At 70.4% G+C, this 15,825-nt stretch carries 12 protein-coding genes; 9 read left to right on the top strand and 3 right to left on the bottom strand.

Annotated features, from left to right (window positions below; all coding sequences use genetic code 11):
* Positions 1-91: 91 nt before the first annotated feature.
* A complete protein-coding gene (gene treY / locus J7E91_RS16150; protein WP_214904408.1) occupies positions 92-2,449 on the bottom strand; it encodes a malto-oligosyltrehalose synthase in 2,358 nt (785 codons plus the stop codon).
* Positions 2,450-2,530: 81 nt separating this feature from the next.
* Here treY and J7E91_RS16145 point away from each other — a divergent pair, with 81 nt between their 5' ends.
* Positions 2,531-3,775 (top strand): MFS transporter, encoded by a 1,245-nt coding sequence (locus J7E91_RS16145; protein ID WP_214904405.1) that lies wholly within the window; start codon positions 2,531-2,533, stop codon positions 3,773-3,775.
* On the opposite strand, the gene glgX is transcribed toward J7E91_RS16145, so the two are convergent.
* On the bottom strand, positions 3,729-5,846 hold the full coding sequence (gene glgX, locus J7E91_RS16140) for a glycogen debranching protein GlgX (RefSeq protein WP_214904402.1): 2,118 nt from the start codon (positions 5,844-5,846) through the stop codon (positions 3,729-3,731). The two genes, J7E91_RS16145 and glgX, sit on opposite strands and share 47 nt — an antisense overlap.
* A 186-nt stretch (positions 5,847-6,032) precedes the next feature.
* Here glgX and J7E91_RS16135 point away from each other — a divergent pair, with 186 nt between their 5' ends.
* From J7E91_RS16135 to J7E91_RS16120, 4 genes are all read left to right on the top strand, one after another.
* Positions 6,033-6,890 (top strand): Tat pathway signal sequence domain protein, encoded by an 858-nt coding sequence (locus J7E91_RS16135; protein ID WP_214904399.1) that lies wholly within the window; start codon positions 6,033-6,035, stop codon positions 6,888-6,890.
* A gap of 73 nt (positions 6,891-6,963) precedes the next feature.
* Positions 6,964-8,280 carry a copper amine oxidase gene (locus J7E91_RS16130; RefSeq protein ID WP_214904396.1) on the top strand — a complete coding sequence of 439 codons (1,317 nt, stop codon included), beginning with the start codon at positions 6,964-6,966 and terminating at the stop codon, positions 8,278-8,280.
* Between the two features lie 108 nt (positions 8,281-8,388).
* On the top strand, positions 8,389-9,633 hold the full coding sequence (locus tag J7E91_RS16125) for an SAV2148 family HEPN domain-containing protein (RefSeq protein WP_214904394.1): 1,245 nt from the start codon (positions 8,389-8,391) through the stop codon (positions 9,631-9,633).
* Between the two features lie 125 nt (positions 9,634-9,758).
* On the top strand, positions 9,759-10,481 hold the full coding sequence (locus J7E91_RS16120; RefSeq protein WP_214904391.1) for a 3'-5' exonuclease: 723 nt from the start codon (positions 9,759-9,761) through the stop codon (positions 10,479-10,481).
* Positions 10,482-10,508: 27 nt separating this feature from the next.
* Here the strand turns inward: J7E91_RS16120 and J7E91_RS16115 are convergent, their stop codons facing one another.
* Positions 10,509-11,372 (bottom strand): phosphotransferase enzyme family protein, encoded by an 864-nt coding sequence (locus J7E91_RS16115; protein WP_214904388.1) that lies wholly within the window; start codon positions 11,370-11,372, stop codon positions 10,509-10,511.
* A 125-nt stretch (positions 11,373-11,497) separates the two neighbouring features.
* Here J7E91_RS16115 and J7E91_RS16110 point away from each other — a divergent pair, with 125 nt between their 5' ends.
* The 4 genes from J7E91_RS16110 to mgt are packed head-to-tail and all read left to right on the top strand — an operon-like array spanning position 11,498 to position 15,818.
* Entirely contained in the window at positions 11,498-12,418 is a 921-nt protein-coding gene (locus tag J7E91_RS16110; protein WP_214904385.1) for a carbohydrate ABC transporter permease, read from the top strand.
* A gap of 2 nt (positions 12,419-12,420) precedes the next feature.
* A complete protein-coding gene (locus J7E91_RS16105) occupies positions 12,421-13,254 on the top strand; it encodes a carbohydrate ABC transporter permease (protein WP_214904605.1) in 834 nt (277 codons plus the stop codon).
* A complete protein-coding gene (locus J7E91_RS16100; protein ID WP_214904382.1) occupies positions 13,254-14,573 on the top strand; it encodes an ABC transporter substrate-binding protein in 1,320 nt (439 codons plus the stop codon). The genes J7E91_RS16105 and J7E91_RS16100 overlap by 1 nt, the downstream gene beginning before the upstream one ends.
* Positions 14,574-14,615: 42 nt before the next feature.
* Positions 14,616-15,818, top strand: a complete 1,203-nt coding sequence (gene mgt, locus J7E91_RS16095) for a macrolide-inactivating glycosyltransferase (RefSeq protein WP_214904379.1) — start codon at positions 14,616-14,618, stop codon at positions 15,816-15,818.
* The last annotated feature ends 7 nt before the right edge of the window (positions 15,819-15,825 follow it).

The following is a 15,825-nucleotide window of genomic DNA, read 5'->3' as shown; positions in this document are numbered from 1 at the left end:
GGGGTCTGGGGCTCGCCCCCCCGCGCGGCGGAGCCGCACAGTGTCACCGTGGGAAGGGGCGGGTAGGGGAAAAGCTCCGCAGGAGATGTCGTTACGGCCGCTCCCGGGTCAGGAGCGCCACCGGGCGTTCCGTGAAGAGGTCGGCCACGCACACCGATCCCGTGAACCCCCGCCCCGGCGCCAGCACATCCCCCCACCTCCCCTCCGGCAGCACCAGCTCCGTGTCGCGCCAGCCGCCCGCCTCCGCAAGGCGCAGCGACAGGCGTGTGACGGCCGTGACGGTCTCCCCGGAGCGGCAGAACGCCACGCAGTGGTCCGCGGCGGGCCCCGCGACCCTTAGCGGCGTATACGTGCCCGACTCGTCGAAGACCTCCGGGCGCGCCCGCCGCAGGCCGAGCGCCGCCACCGTCACGGCGTACTTCTCCGCGGACAGGCCGCCGTCGTCCGCGGCGGGCGGCGTGAAGTCGACAGGGCGCCGGTTGTCCGGGTCCACCAGGGCGCGGAACTCCCGCTCCGTGCCCTGGTAGAGGTCCGGCACCCCCGGCATCGTCAGATGCAGCAGCGCGGCCCCGAGCACATTGGCCCGTACGTACGGACCGAGATCCCGCGCGAACTTCGCCACCGTCTCGAACGGCGGCCCGGCGGGGCCCGCCGCCACGAAGTCGGCCACCGCCTGCTCGTACCCGGCGTCCTGCTCGGTCCAGCTGGTGTGCAGCCCCGCCTCCCATACGGACTTCAGCAGCGTGGCCGTCAGCCGTTCCGCGTCCGGCTCCCCGAAGCCGAGTACGGTCTGCCAGGCCGTCCACGCGAGGTGGGCGTCGGGGGCGGGGACTGAGACCAGGCCCGCGAGCAGCCGGGCCCACCGTTGCGGGCACTCGGACAGCACCGCGATCCGCGCGCGCACGTCGGCGCTGCGCTTCGTGTCGTGCGTGGACAGTACGGTGCCGGTGGCCGGCCAGTCGCGCGCCAGCCGCTCGCAGAACGCGTGGAAGTCCGCCGGGCTCACGGCGGGCGTTCCGGGTTCGCCGCCCACCTCGTTCGCCGAGATCAGCGGCGTGTACCGGTAGAAGGCCGTGTCCTCCACCGACTTGGCCCGCAGCGCCGACGCCGTCTGCGCGAACCGCGCGCAGAACGCCGCCCGGTCCGGCCCCCCGCCGAGCTTCCCCAGCGCCAGATCGCGCACCACATCGACGACCGCCGCCTCCTCCCGCACCGCGAACGCCGCCTTCACCTGCCGCGCCGCCTCCACCGGAACGGCGGCCTCGGCGCTCTCGGGACAGGGCCCGCCCGCCGTCACGTACGGGCGGTACACGGGGACGCGCACCAGCAGTTCCCGTACTGCAGTCCGCAGTGCCCAGGGCGCGTAGTCGCGCAGGGCGGGATCGGCCGCGCAGATCCGTTCGGCCGTACGGACGAGGTAGCGGGTCTCCGCGGCCAGCTCATGGGTGAGCACCTTGTACGCCGACCGTCGTACTGTCGCTTCCCAGTAGCCGCCCCGGTCCCCGGCAGGCCCCGCGAAATCGCGGTAGTGAGCGGTCAGTTCCCCGGTGCCGTCCGGATCGGTGAACAGACCGTCGATCCGGTACAGCGCGTCGTACCCCGTCGTACCCGCGACGGGCCATTCGGCGGGCAGCCGCTCAGGACCGGTCAGGATCTTCTCCACGACCGTCCAGCGGCCCCCGACCGCCTCACCGAGGCGCCGCAGATACGCCTCCGGGTCGGCCAGGCCGTCCGGGTGGTCGATGCGCAGCCCTTCCACCACCCCGTCCCGTACGAGCTCCAGAATCTTCGCGTGCGAGGCCGCGAAGACCTCCGGGTCCTCCACCCTCACCCCGATCAGCTCCGAGATGGTGAAGAAGCGGCGGTAGTTCAGCTCGGTGCGCGCCAGCCGCCACCAGCCGAGCCGGTACCACTGAGCGTCCAGCAGTTCGGGCATCGGCAGGCTCGCCGTGCCCTCGCGCAGCGGGAACGTGTGGTCGTAGTAGCGAAGGGTCTCGCCATCGACCGTCAGGTCCTCCAGCTCGTCACCGATCCGGTGCGCCAGTACGGGCAGCAGCACCTTGCCGCCGCCGCCCTCCCAGTCGATGTCGAACCACCGGGCGTACGGCGAACCCGGCCCCTCTCTCAGCACCTCCCACAGCGGTCGGTTCAGGCTCTCGGGCGCCGGTACGGCCATATGGTTCGGCACGATGTCCAGGATCAGGCCGAGACCGTGATCGCCGGCCGTGCGGGACAGCGCCCGCAGTCCCTCCTCGCCGCCGAGTTCGGCCCGCACGCGCGCGTGGTCGACGACGTCGTACCCGTGCTGGGAGCCCGGCACGGCTTCGAGTACGGGTGACAGATGCAGATGCGAGACCCCGAGAGCGGCCAGATGGGGCACCGCCTCCTCGGCGGCCGAGAAGGCGAAGTCGGAGCGGAGCTGCAGACGATAGGTGGCGGTGGGCGTCATGCGAACGTACGTACCCGCATTGGGGCCTTCTGTGTCATCGACCCATGCGTACGTGTGATGAACCGGTATTACGTTCACCTGATGCCCGGCACCCTTCAGACGTATCGCAAGGTCATCGCCCTCACCGGACCCGTCTTGCCCGTCGTGTCGTTCCTCGGCAGGCTGCCGACCGCCATGTGCCAGTTCGGCAGCCTCCTGCTGGTCGCGGAGACCAGCGGCAGCCTCGCCACGGCCGGACTGGTCGGCGGCGCCCTCGCCGCGGGGCAGACGGCCGGCGGGCCGCTCCTCGGCCGGGTGGCGGACCGTCACGGACAGCGCACCGTCGTCCTGGTCGCCGCCCTCGTCAACGCGGTCGCCGTCGCCGCTCTCGTGGTCGCCGCCCTCGACCACGTCGGCACGCTCCCGCTCGCGCTCATCGGCGCGCTCGCCGGCGCGAGCGTTCCCCAGGTCGGCCCGATGGCGCGCACGCGATCGGTCGCGCTCGCCCGCAGGAACGGCGCCGACGAACGGCTCATCAACACCGTCCTGTCGTTCGAGGGAACGCTCGACGAGGTGTCATTCGTCCTCGGCCCCGCCCTCGTGGGCCTCGCCGCGGCTCTCGCGCACCCCGCGGCCGCCCTGCTCGGGGCAGCGGGTCTGCTGGCCGTCTGCGGCACCTGGTTCGCACTGCATCCGACGGCGTCCCGAGTACGCCCCGCGCACCGCAAGGCCTCCTCCGTACGTACGAGCCTGCCCGGCGCGGTGTACGCGCTGCGCACCGCGATGGTGCTTCAGGGAGCCATGTTCGGCGCGTCCCAGGCGGGCATCACCGCGCTCACGGAGCGACTGGGGCAGCCGGAGCAGGCCGGGCTGGTCTACGCGGCCATGGGCGTCATGAGCGCCGCAGCGGGACTCGCCATGGCGGCAGTGCCCGCCACGATCACCCTGACGGCCCGCTGGCGCGCCGCGACGGCCGCCCTGATCGTGCTCTCCGTCCCGCTGCTCTTCGTCGAGTCACTGTGGGCGCTGTACGCCGTCGTCGTGGTCCTCGGCGTCGCGTACGCCCCGCACCTGATCACCCTCTTCGGCCTCACCGAACGGATCGTTCCCGAGAACAGACTGGCCGAGTCGATGGCTTTCCTGACCAGCGGCATCGTCGGCGGCCAGGCCCTGGCCCTCGCCCTCTCGGGACGCCTGGCGGAGGGCAGCGGGCCGCCCGCGGCGTTCGCCGTCGCGGTGGTGGCGGCCACGCTCTGCGCCGTACTCGCGTGGACCGCCCGCCCCGCTCCCGCGGTGGCCACTAAGCAGGCCGCTGCAACACCACCAGACTGCGCCCGATCAGCGTGACGTGTTCGCCCGCGCCCACCTTGGCACCGCTCCCGGGCGGCACCCCTTCGGGCCGCGCCGTGTCGACCACGACCTGCCACTGCTTCCCGTGGTTGACGGGAACGGTGAAATGGAGGTCCTTGGCGCTCGCGTTGAACATCAGCAGGAAGGAGTCGTCCGAGATCCGCTCGCCGCGCGGCCCCGGCTCCGAGATCGCGTGACCGTTCAGGAACACCGTCAGCGCCTTGGCGTGCGCCGCCTGCCAGTCCCGCTGGGCCATCTCCTTGCCGTCCGGCGTGAACCACGCGATGTCCGACAGATCGTCGTGCGTACCCTCCACCGGCCGCCCGTGGAAGAAGCGCCTGCGCCGGAAGACCGGATGGTCCCGCCGCAGCCACACCATCGCGCGCGTGAAGGTGTGGAGCGAACCCTCCTCGGCCTCCTTGTCCGGCCAGTGGACCCACGACAGCTCGTTGTCCTGGCAGTAGGCGTTGTTGTTGCCGCGCTGCGTCCGGGCGAACTCGTCCCCGTGCGACAGCATCGGCACGCCCTGCGACAGCATCAGCGTCGCGATGAAGTTGCGCATCTGACGGGCGCGCAGCTCCAGGATCGCGGGGTCGTCCGTGTCGCCCTCCGCCCCGCAGTTCCAGGACCGGTTGTGGCTCTCGCCGTCCCGGTTGCCCTCGCCGTTGGCCTCGTTGTGCTTGTCGTTGTACGAGACCAGGTCGGCCAGTGTGAAACCGTCGTGGCAGGTGGCGAAGTTGATGGACGCGAGCGGCCTGCGGCCGTCGTCCTGGTACAGGTCGGACGACCCGGTCAGGCGCCCCGCGAACTCGGCGATCGTCCGGGGCTCACCGCGCCACAGGTCCCGCACGGTGTCGCGGTACTTGCCGTTCCACTCGGTCCACAGCGGCGGGAAGTTCCCCACCTGGTAGCCGCCCTCGCCCACGTCCCACGGCTCGGCGATCAGCTTCACCTGGCTGACCACCGGGTCCTGCTGCACCAGGTCGAAGAAGGACGAGAGCCGGTCCACCTCGTGGAACTGCCGGGCCAGTGTCGCCGCCAGATCGAAGCGGAACCCGTCGACGTGCATCTCGGTCACCCAGTACCGCAGCGAGTCCATGATCAGCTGCAGTACGTGCGGCGAGCGCATGAGCAGCGAGTTCCCGGTCCCCGTGGTGTCCATGTAGTACCGGGGATCGTCGGCGAGACGGTAGTACGAGGCGTTGTCGAGGCCGCGGAAGGAGAGCGTGGGGCCCAGATGGTTGCCCTCCGCCGTGTGGTTGTAGACGACGTCGAGGATGACCTCGATGCCGGCCCGGTGCAGCGCCCGTACGGCCGTCTTGAACTCCAGGACCTGCTGGCCGCGGTCGCCCCAGGAGGCGTACGCGTTGTGCGGGGCGAAGAAACCGATGGTGTTGTAGCCCCAGTAGTTGCTCAGATTCGCGTCGGCCAGCCGGTGATCGTTGACGAACTGGTGCACCGGCATCAACTCGAGGGCGGTCACCCCCAGTTCCGTCAGGTGCGAGATGATCGAGGGATGCGCCAGCGCCGCGTAGGTGCCCCGGAGCTCGTCGGGGAGGTCCGGGTGCATCATCGTCAGGCCCTTCACGTGGGCCTCGTAGAGGATGGTGCGGTGATAGTCCGTGCGTGGCGGGCGGTCGTCACCCCAGTCGAAGTACGGGTTGACCACCACCGACGCCATCGTGTGCGGCGCCGAGTCCAGGTCGTTGCGCGAGTCCGGCTTCCCGAAGTGGTAGCCGTACACCGCCTCGCCCCAGTCGATCTTGCCGCTGATGGCCCGCGCGTACGGGTCGAGCAGCAGCTTGGCGGAGTTGCACCGCTTGCCCTCCTGCGGGGCGTACGGGCCGTGGACCCGGTAGCCGTAGCGCTGGCCCGGCATGATGCCGGGCAGGAAGGCATGACGTACGAACGCGTCGGACTCGCGCAGTTCCACCGCCGTCTCCGAACCGTCGTCGTGCAACAGGCACAACTCGATCCGGTCCGCGGCCTCCGAATAGACAGCGAAATTCGTTCCGGCGCCGTCGTACGTGGCGCCGAGTGGGTAAGCCTCTCCCGGCCAGACCTGCATGCGATCGACTCTTCCACTTCTGATCCGGGTTCTGCGGGGCACTTCGCACAGATCTTCCCCGAAAGTGGGGCAACCTCCTAGGACTTCGCACCGTCCTACCGGGTGACCACGCATACCCGGTATGCCAGTTGCTGTCGCGCGTGACGCGCGGAGCGACGGAGGGCTCCCGGGAGAGTAGGGGGCATTGTGCACAGGACAGTGCGCCGGCATCTGGGGAAGATGCTGGCGGGGGCCGCGATAGCGGTGACCGGCACCGCGGTGATGATCGGGGTGACGCTGCCGGATCCGGCAGGCGCCGCCGACGACACGCGCGGCGGCCGGACGGGGAGCGCGGCCGTCGCCGGGGCCGACCGGGGCGAGCAGAGCGCCCAGGGGGACCGGGACGGTGGGAGCGCGGCGGCGGGGCAGGCCCCGGCGCCCGGGGTCGTCGAGGACGCCCCGGGCGAGGGCGAGCAGGGCATCGGCAGGGACCCCCTGACCGACGCCGAGCTGGAGCGGGTGGAGAAGCTCGCGCTGACGCCGTCGCAGTTCGTCGGCGGCAGGGACGTCGAGGGGGACCGGGGGCCGCAGCACCTCGCCACGAACCTGAGCGAGATGGAGCCGTCCGAGGCCGACGACGCCGCGCCGCCGCGCCGCGCGGAAGTCTCGTACTACGACTACAAGAGCGACGAGCTGGTGACGAAGACCGTCAACCTCGCCACCGGCAAGGTCGAGCGGACCGGCGTGCTCAAGGGCGTACAGCCGTCGCCGACCCGTGCGGAGAACCGTGAGGCCACGGAGCTGATCCTGGCGAGTCCGCTCGGCAAGGGTCTGAAGGAGGACTACCAGGACGCCATGGGCAAGCCCCTCACCTCGGTGGACCAGCTGTGGGTGAACGGCGGGATCTACCGGGCGGACCTGGAGGAGACGGTGCCGCGGGCGCTCGCGCAGTGCGGCGTGCACCGCTGCGTCCGCGTCACGTCCAAGGTCGTGAACGGACCGTGGATCGACACCCGCGATCTCGTCGTCGACCTGAGCGCGAGGAAGGTCGGCCGCGTCGGCTGACCCTCCCGGCCCTCCCGTCCGACTCATCCTCTTCAGTCCCTTCCCGCACTTCCGTACGAGGGAGTTCATCCTCATGCACGTCAACAGAACTTCTGCTGCCCGCAAGCGGGCCGCTGCAACCCTCGCGGCCGCCGCCCTGATGGGCAGCCTCGCCACCGCGGGCGGTTCCGCGGCCTCCGCGGCACCCAAGGCCGCGCCCGCGGCACCCGCACCCGCACCGGCCCCGGCCGACTGCAGCGCGGCGTACCGCATCGAGCAGAAACTCGACGGCGGCACCACCTGGCGCATGTGCTGGAACTACGACAGCGACGCCGGCCTGGTCCTGGAGAAGGTGTCGTACCAGCCCAAGGGCGAACCCAAACCGATCCGCGTCCTGACGAGCGGCAAGCTCGCACAGGTGCACGTGCCGTACGACAACGGCGAGGCGGAGTACGACGATCTGACCAGCTACGGCTTCGGCCAGGGACTCCAGAACCTGAATCCGGCCGAATGCCCCGGCGGCACCATCCGGACCGTCCGGCTCCGCGAGGTGGGCAACGTCAAGGGGATCTGCGCGACCACGCGTGCGCGCGGGCACGCGTACCGCCTCGCCAGCGACGAAGGCACCAAGGTCTGGCAGGCCCAGGGCAAGGACCTGCTCGTCTACACCGTCAACAAGGTGTCCTGGTACGAGTACATCACCGAGTGGCGCTTCTCGTCCGACGGCACCATATCCGCCAACGTCGGTGCCACGGGCAGCCTTGCGCCGGACGACTACGACGCCACCGACGGCCGGGGCTGGCCGATCGGCAAGGGCGCACGCGACTACGCCACCAGCCACAGCCACAACGTCTTCTGGCGGCTGAACTTCGGTCTCGACGGCAGCTCGAAGAACCGGATCGAGCAGTACGACTCGAAGGTCACCCCGCCGCGTGGCAACGGCAGCCCCACCACAAAGACCACCCGTACCCCCATAGCAAAGGAGCTCGCGGGCGACGCCAAGAGCATGCGGTGGTGGCGGGTCGTCAGTGCGACCGGCAAGAACAAGGACGGACACGCGCGCTCGTACGAGATCGTGCCGGGGCCCTCCAACAAGCACCCCGGGCGCAGCTTCACCAAACACGACATCTATTTCACGAACTACCGCAAATGTGAGCAGTTCGCGAGCAACAACATCCGCGACTGCGGTGGCGCGAACGCGCCGAACAGCGTCGACAAGTGGGCCAACGGCGAGACCCTCACGAATCCGATCACCTGGGTCAACATCGGTTTCCACCACATAGCCCGGGACGAGGACCAGCAGCCCATGCCGGTCCACTGGCAGGGTTTCCAGCTCGCGCCCAGGGACGTAACCGCTATGAATCCGCTCACTCCGGCTGATCTCGCAGGACAGAACGGGAACTACCAGTAGGGGAGTTGAGAAAGGAGCCTGCGGATCGGCTGCACCGCCTCCCGCTCGCGGAGTACCCTTCCTTGATCGTTGGAGACGGGGCTTCCAGGAGCTGAAGGCGGTGCGTGGGTGAGCTCGGGAGGGCTGGAACTGCCCCCCGGTGACGCAGGTCACGAGGGGGGTTCCGCAGGCGTCCCGCCCGGAGCGGTCTCGCTTGCGCGTCCGATGGAGATCGGCGCGGAGCTGGACTGGGACGCGGACGCCTGGAGCGAGGTGCGTACGCGCGCTCAGCGGGCGGGGCGGGCCTACATCTGGCTGAACCTCGTGGAGCAGCGGCTGCGCGCCGTTGTCGCCGCCGTGCTCCGGCCCATCTACGAGCCGGTGCACGGCGAGGACGACTGGGTGGTGGCGGCCGCGGGGCCGGCTGGGCAGGAGTGGGTGCAGCGCGCCGTCGCGGTGCGGGAGGTGTCCCGCAGGAAGGGCTACCTGCTCGACCCGGCCGACGACAACGTCATCAGCTTCCTCACGCTGCCGCAGTTGCGCGAGCTCATGGTGCAGCACTGGCCGTGCTTCGAGCCGTACTTCGACGACCGGCGCGAGGTCGAGCTGGCCCTGGACGAGCTGGAAGTCACCCGTAACGTCGTCTCGCGCAACCGTGCGCTGTCCGAGGCGGTCCTCGCCCAGGCGGAACGGGCGTCCGCGCGGCTCCTCGAAATCCTGGGCAGCGGGGCCGGCGTGCAGTCCGGCGGCCGGCTCAAGGTGGACGCCGTCGAGGAACTGGTGGGGGACAGGTATGCCGATGTCGTCAGCGTCCACCCGGACCGGGTACGCCTCCAGCGCCAGCTCCCCGCCGAGGACCTCTTCGGCGGCGCGCGGCGCCTCGACGCGATCGGCATAGGCCTGAACCTCCTCGTCCAGAACTTCTCCGGCAGGCGGCTGGTGCGGCTGGCGGAGTCCGGCTGTCGCATACGTCTGCTCTTCCTCAATCCGGCGAGCAGCGCGGTCAAACGGCGCGAGCGCGAACTGGGGCTGAAGAAGGGCGAACTGAGCCGTTCGGTCGAGATGAACATCCTCCACATGCGGCGGGTGCGCTCGAAGCTCCGTGATCCCGGGGCGTTCCAGATCCAGGTCTTCGACGAGACACCGCGCTTCACGGCCTACCTCGTGGACGGGGACGGCTCGGACGGACTGGCCGTTGTCCAGCCGTATCTGCGCAAGGCGCGTGGCATGGAGGCGCCGGTGCTGGTGCTGCGGGGCAGTGGGCGTGGCGTGGTCAGGCATGGACAGGACAGTCAGAACAGCGAACACGGTCTTTTCGAGACGTACCGGGAGGAATTCGAAGCCGTGTGGGCGGACTCCCGGCCGGTGTCCTGACCGGTGTCCCGACCGCTGTCCTGACCGCTGTCCTGACCCGCCTGCGAGGGCGTTGTCAGTGGTGCGTGCGAGGGTGGTTCTCCACCGGGGAGCTTCCGGGGGAGCATCACGAAGGAGGTCCCACGATGGGATGGCACGGGGAACCGCTGGTCGGATTCGACCTGGAGACGACCGGCACGGAGCCGCTGGAGTCCCGCATCGTCACCGCCGCGATCGTCGGCGTGCAGGACGGCAGGGTGTCCCGGCAGCGCGACTGGCTGGCCGACCCTGGCATCCGCATTCCGGCGCAGGCGTCAGCGATCCACGGGATCAGCAGCGAGCGTGCCGGTGCGGAGGGCAGGCCGGCCCGTGAGGTCGCCGACCAGATCGCGGAGACCCTCACCGGGTACTGGGCGCAGGGGGTGCCCGTCGTCGCCTACAACGCGGCATTCGATCTGACGCTGCTCGCGGCCGAGTTGCGCAGGCACGGGCTGCCGTCACTGAGTGAGCGGCGGGGCGGCGCGGGCATCGGCCCCGTCATCGATCCGTACACGATCGACCGCGCCGTCGACCGCTACCGCAGGGGCAAGCGGACGCTGGAAGCCGTCTGTGCCGAGTACGGCGTGGTCCTGGACGGCGCCCACGAGGCCTCGGCCGACGCCCTCGCGGCGGTCAGGGTCGCCCGCGCGATAGCCGAGCGCCATCCGTCGATCGCGGCGCTGGCCCCTGCCGAGCTGCACGACAAGCAGATTCAGTGGTACGCCGACTGGGCGGCCGACTTCCAGGAGTTCCTCCGCAAGAAGGGCACCCCGGACGCGGTCATCGATCCCAGGTGGCCGCTGCGCGCACTGACCCCGGTCGCGCTCTGACCCGGATCGAGAGCGGCTGACCGCGCCTCAGAACGGATACCAGCGGACCTCCGGGTCGCCGTCGCGCAGGGACGCCACCCGCCGGCGGAACTCGGCGAGCGCCGCCGGGCTGGACGGGGCGTGCTGCGCCACCCACGCGCAGCTTGCCGTCTCACGGGCGCCGCGCAGCACGGCGAAGCCGGCCCATTCGCGTACGTCCCAGCCGTACGCCGAGGTGAACGTGTCGTACGCCTCGGGCGCCAGGCCGTAGCGGTCGCGCGAGAGGGCCATGACCACCAGGTCGTGCTCGCGGAAGTCGGCGGCGAAGGTCTCCAGGTCCACCAGGACCGGCCCTTCGGGACCGACATGGACGTTGCGGGGAAGCGCGTCACCATGGATCGGCCCCTGCGGCAGGTGCGGGGTGAGCGCGGCCGACGCCGCCGCGAAGCCGTCGCGCCGCTCGCGCAGGTACGCCGCGTCAGCCGGGGCGATCGCGTCCCCGGCGAGCCGCAGCCACCGCTCGACGCCGCCCAGCAGCTCACGCCGGGGGAGGGGGAAGGAGGGCGCGGGCAGGGCGTGGACGAGGCGCAGCAGCGCTGCGAGATCCTGCGGGCCCGCAGGCCGTACGGACTCGGGCAGTCGGTGCCACAGCGTCACCGGGTGGCCGTCCATCACACGGGGCTTCGGCTCGGCGGCCCGTACGGCGGGGACGCCCGAAGAGGCGAGCCAGGCCGCGACGGCCAGCTCGCGCTCGGCCCGCGCCACCAGCTCCGGGTCGCGGCGGCCGACCTTGACGACCACGGAGCCGACCGCGAACACCGCGTTCTCGCCCAGCGCCAGCAGCTTCGCGTCGGCGGCGGAGGCGGGGAGTCCGGCAGTGGCCAGGACCTTGCGTGCTCGTGTCTCGTCCATGAGCACTGATTCTCGCATTCCCGCAGGTGGGGTTGACGAACCGATGACCCGTCAGCACGATGACGGGGGCCGCCGGGACGGCCGGGCAGTCCAGATCGGCCGAGCCGCCCGAAGGAGTCGATTCCGTGACATCGAAGACCGCGAAGGCGCGGTCCGGCAGAAGCTCCAGCAGTGGTGCGGCGGACCGTGGCGCCTGGGTCCTGGTGCTGCCCGCGCTCATCCCGATCCTGATCCTCAGCGTCGGCCCGCTGCTCTACGGCATAGCCCTCGCCTTCACCGACGCCCAGTCGGGCCGCACCACACCCACCCAGTGGATCGGACTGCTGAACTTCCAGGACCTGCTGCACGACACGCTCTTCTGGGACTCGTTCCGGATCGGCCTGCTCTGGGCGGTCGGGGTGACCGTTCCGCAGTTCCTGCTGGCGCTCGGCCTCGCCCTCCTGCTCAACCAGAACCTCCGCTTCCGCTGGCTGGCCAGGGCGCTCGCCATCATCCCGTGGGCCATGCCCGAAGTGGTCGTCGGCATCATGTGGCGCCTCGTCTACCACCCCGACGCCGGGATCCTGAACGAGACCATCCGCGACCTGGGCCTGGGCGACGGACGCGACTGGCTGACCGGCCTCGCCACCGCCCTGCCCGCCGTCATGCTCGTCGGCATCTGGGCGGGCATGCCCCAGACCACAGTGGCCCTGCTCGCCGGCCTCCAGAACACCCCGCACGAGCTGCACGAGGCGGCCGCCCTCGACGGCGCCGGGGCGTGGCGCCGCTTCCGTACCGTCACCTGGCCCGCCATCAAGCCGGTCGCCCTCGCCATCACCGCGCTCAATTTTATTTGGAATTTCAACTCCTTCGCGCTGGTCTACGTCCTGACCAGCGGCGGCCCCGGGGGCCGCACCCGCCTGCCCATGCTCTTCGCGTACGAACAGGCCTTCCGGTACGGCCAGTTCGGTTACGCCGCCGCCATGGGCTGCGTCATGGTCGCGGTGATCTCGGTGATGCTCGCCTTCTACCTCGTGGGCCGCCTGAAGGGAGCCGAAGACCAGTGACGATCCGCACCCGCAGGTCCGCACGCGCCGGCCAGTACCTCGCGCTCATCTGCTACCTGGTCTTTCTCGCCTTCCCGTTCCTCTGGCTGGTCTCGACGGCCTTCAAGCCGGCGCGCGAGCTCGGCTCCCTGCATCCCACCTGGATCCCGCAGAACCCGACCCTCGACAACTTCCGTCAGGCCTTCGACGAACAGCCCCTGCTGGAAGCGGCGCTCAACAGCCTCGTCGCCGCCCTCTCGGCGGCCCTCATCGCCGTCGTCATCGCGACCCCGATGGCGTACGTCATGGCCCGCCACCGCAACAAGCTCTCCGCCGCCGCCACCGGCTGGGTCGTGGTCAGCCAGGCGTTCCCCTTCGTCCTGGTGATCATCCCGCTCTTCCTCATCCTCAAGAACCTCCACCTCATCAACTCCCTGGCGGGCCTGATCATGGTGTACGTCGTGTGGTCGCTGCCCTTCGCGCTCTGGATGCTGGTCGGTTACGTCCGGGCCGTACCGCGCGAGCTGGAGGAGGCCGCCGCGGTCGACGGCGCGAGCAGGCTCCGTACGCTCGTCTCCGTCACCGCCCCGCTGCTGGCCCCCGGCATCGTCGCCACCGCGCTGTTCGCGTTCATCACCGCATGGAACGAGTTCTTCTTCGCGCTCGTCCTGCTCAAGACCCCTTCGATGCAGACGTTGCCGGTCGTGCTCACCCACTTCCTCGGTGCCGAGGGCGTGGCCGACCTCGGCCCCCTCGCCGCCGCCGCGTTCCTCGCCACGCTCCCTTCTCTCGTCGTGTTCGCCGTGATCCAGAAACGGATCACGGGCGGGATGATGGCCGGGGCGGTGAAGGCGTGATGCGACGTATCGCCCGGCTCACGAAGGCAAAGCGGCTCACGGCCACCGCGCTCGCCTCGCTGCTGCTGCTCACCGGCTGCTCGGACGGCGACGGCGGCGGCCGGGACGCCGATGGGAAGATCACGCTCCGTTTCCAGTCCCTCGCCTGGCAGAAGGAGTCCGTCGACGCCAACAAGGAGCTCGTCGACGAGTGGAACGCCACGCATCCCGACGTCCGCGTCGAGTACGTCCAGGGCAGCTGGGACAGCGTCCACGACCAGTTGCTGACGTCCTTCGAGGGCGGCGAGGCGCCGGACATCATCCACGACGCCTCCGACGACCTCGCCGACTTCGCGTACGGCGGCTACCTCACCGATCTGCGTGAGCTGCTGCCCGCCCGGCTGAGGAGCGACATCCCGCGGCGCAGCTGGGGGACGGCGACGTTCGGCGAGGGCGTGTACGGCGTGCCGTTCCTCCAGGAGCCGAGGGTCCTGATCGCGAACGAGAAGATCCTCAAGGAGTCGGGCGTACGCATCCCGACTCCCGAAAAGTTGTGGAGCTGGCCGGAGTTCCGGCAGATCACCAAGGAACTGAGTGGCGGCGACGGCAAGAGGTTCGGCGTCGCCTGGCCCCTGAAGGATCCCGTCTCCGCCACCCTCAACCTCGGGCTCTCGGCGGGCGGGCAACTCTTCCACCGCGACGCCGGCGGCAAGGCGAAGGTGCGCTTCACCGAGGGCGACGCCGTGGTTCCCGGCACCATCCGCGACCAGGTCAACACCGACAAGAGCGCATCGGCGGCCACCCTCGGCATGGGCGGCTCCGACACCCTGCCCGGCTTCTTCGGCGGCAAGTACGCCATGGTGCCGCTCGGCTTCTCCTACCGGCAGCAGATCGTGCAGCAGGCGCCCGAGGGCTTCGAGTGGACGGTGCTGCCTGCCCCGGCGGGCGCCGGAGGACCGGCCCAGGGCGTGAGCCCCCAGACGCTGTCGATCGCCGAGGACAGCCCGTACAAGAAGGAGGCGATGGAGTTCATCGACTTCTTCCTCCGGCCCGCCAACATGGCGCGCCTCGCCAAGGGCGACTGGATGCTGCCGACCGGCACCGCGGCGCTGAAGGACCCGGCCCTGCGCACCGAGAAGGACGGCTGGGCCACCGGCACGGCACTCGCCGAGCACCTGGTGCCGGCGCCGGCGCAGTCCGTGCGCGGCTACCCCGAGTGGAAGGACAAGGTGGCGACCCCCGCCTACCAGGAGTACTACAGCGGAGCGATCGACGCCGGGGAGCTGGAGAAACGCCTGGTCGAGGACGGCAACTTGGTACTCGCCCGCTACCAGCGCTAATTCTGGTTGCACGAGACGTATCGTCTCGCTTATGGTCGGGGCATGACTTCACGCAAGCGTGCCCACATCGCCATGTTCTCCATCGCCGCCCCCGGGCACGTGAACCCGAGCATCGAAGTGATCCGGGAGCTCATCGCCCGGGGCCACCGCGTCTCGTACGCGATCCCCGCCTCCTTCGCCGACCGGGTCGCCGTCACCGGGGCCGACCCGGTGATCTACACCTCCACGCTCCCCACCGAGGACAACCCTGAGGCATGGGGCGCGGAGCTGATCGACAACGTCGAGCCGTTCCTCAACGACGCCGTCCAGGCGCTGCCCCAGCTCGCCGAGGCGTTCACGGGCGACGTGCCCGACCTCGTCATCCACGACATCACCTCCTATCCGGCGGGCGTCCTCGCCCACCGCTGGGGCGTGCCCGCCGTCTCGCTCTCCCCGAACCTGGTCGCCTGGGAGGGGTACGAGGAAGAGGTCGCCGAGCCGATGTTCGCCGAGCTCAAGCAGTCCGAGCGCGGCAAGGCGTACTACGCGCGCTTTTGCGCCTGGCTCGACGAGAACGGCCTCTCCGGTACCGACCCCGACCGCTTCATGGGCCGGCCGCGCCGCAGTATCGTCCTCATCCCCAAGGTCCTCCAGCCCAACGCCGACCGCGTCGACGAGTCCGTGTACACCTTCGTCGGCGCCTGCCAGGGCGACCGCGCGGACCAGGGCGACTGGCAGCGCCCGGCCGGGGCGGACAAGGTCCTGCTGGTGTCGCTCGGTTCGACGTTCACCAAACAGCCCGGCTTCTACCGCGAGTGCGTCAAGGCATTCGGCGACCTGCCCGGCTGGCACGTCGTGCTCCAGATCGGTAAGTACGTCGACGAGTCCGAACTCGGCGAGGTGCCGGCCAACATCGAGGTGCACAGCTGGGTGCCGCAGATGGCCGTCCTCAAGCAGGCGGACGCCTTCATCACCCACGCGGGCGCCGGCGGCAGCCAGGAGGGCCTCGCCACCGGTACGCCGATGGTCGCCGTCCCGCAGGCCGTCGACCAGTTCGGCAACGCCGACATGCTCGTCTCGCTCGGCGTCGCCCGCCGCATCGACACCGAGGACGCCACCGCCGACGCGCTGCGCGCCGCCGTCCTCGGCCTCGTCGACGACCCCGAGGTGGTCCGCAGGGCCGAGGAGATCCGTCTCGGCATGGCGTCCGAGGGCGGCACCCAGCGGGCAGCCGACCTCATCGAGGCCGAACTGCCCGTTGGCTAGCGCCGGT

Origin of the sequence: Streptomyces sp. ISL-99 (genome assembly GCF_018614005.1) — a bacterium.
In the GTDB taxonomy this organism is placed as follows: domain Bacteria; phylum Actinomycetota; class Actinomycetes; order Streptomycetales; family Streptomycetaceae; genus Streptomyces; species Streptomyces flavidovirens.
The sequence above is the reverse complement of the archived record's forward strand: the minus strand, read 5'-3'. Positions and strand labels throughout refer to the sequence as shown.

What these genes read in the sequence shown, in the direction of transcription:
- treY (WP_214904408.1), bottom strand. Translation starts at nt 2,449, where the DNA reads ATGACGCCCACCGCCACCTATCGTCTGCAGCTCCGCTCCGACTTCGCC.
- J7E91_RS16145 (WP_214904405.1), top strand. Translation starts at nt 2,531, where the DNA reads ATGCCCGGCACCCTTCAGACGTATCGCAAGGTCATCGCCCTCACCGGA.
- glgX (WP_214904402.1), bottom strand. Translation starts at nt 5,846, where the DNA reads ATGCAGGTCTGGCCGGGAGAGGCTTACCCACTCGGCGCCACGTACGAC.
- J7E91_RS16130 (WP_214904396.1), top strand. Translation starts at nt 6,964, where the DNA reads ATGCACGTCAACAGAACTTCTGCTGCCCGCAAGCGGGCCGCTGCAACC.
- J7E91_RS16120 (WP_214904391.1), top strand. Translation starts at nt 9,759, where the DNA reads ATGGGATGGCACGGGGAACCGCTGGTCGGATTCGACCTGGAGACGACC.
- J7E91_RS16115 (WP_214904388.1), bottom strand. Translation starts at nt 11,372, where the DNA reads ATGGACGAGACACGAGCACGCAAGGTCCTGGCCACTGCCGGACTCCCC.
- J7E91_RS16100 (WP_214904382.1), top strand. Translation starts at nt 13,254, where the DNA reads ATGCGACGTATCGCCCGGCTCACGAAGGCAAAGCGGCTCACGGCCACC.
- mgt (WP_214904379.1), top strand. Translation starts at nt 14,616, where the DNA reads ATGACTTCACGCAAGCGTGCCCACATCGCCATGTTCTCCATCGCCGCC.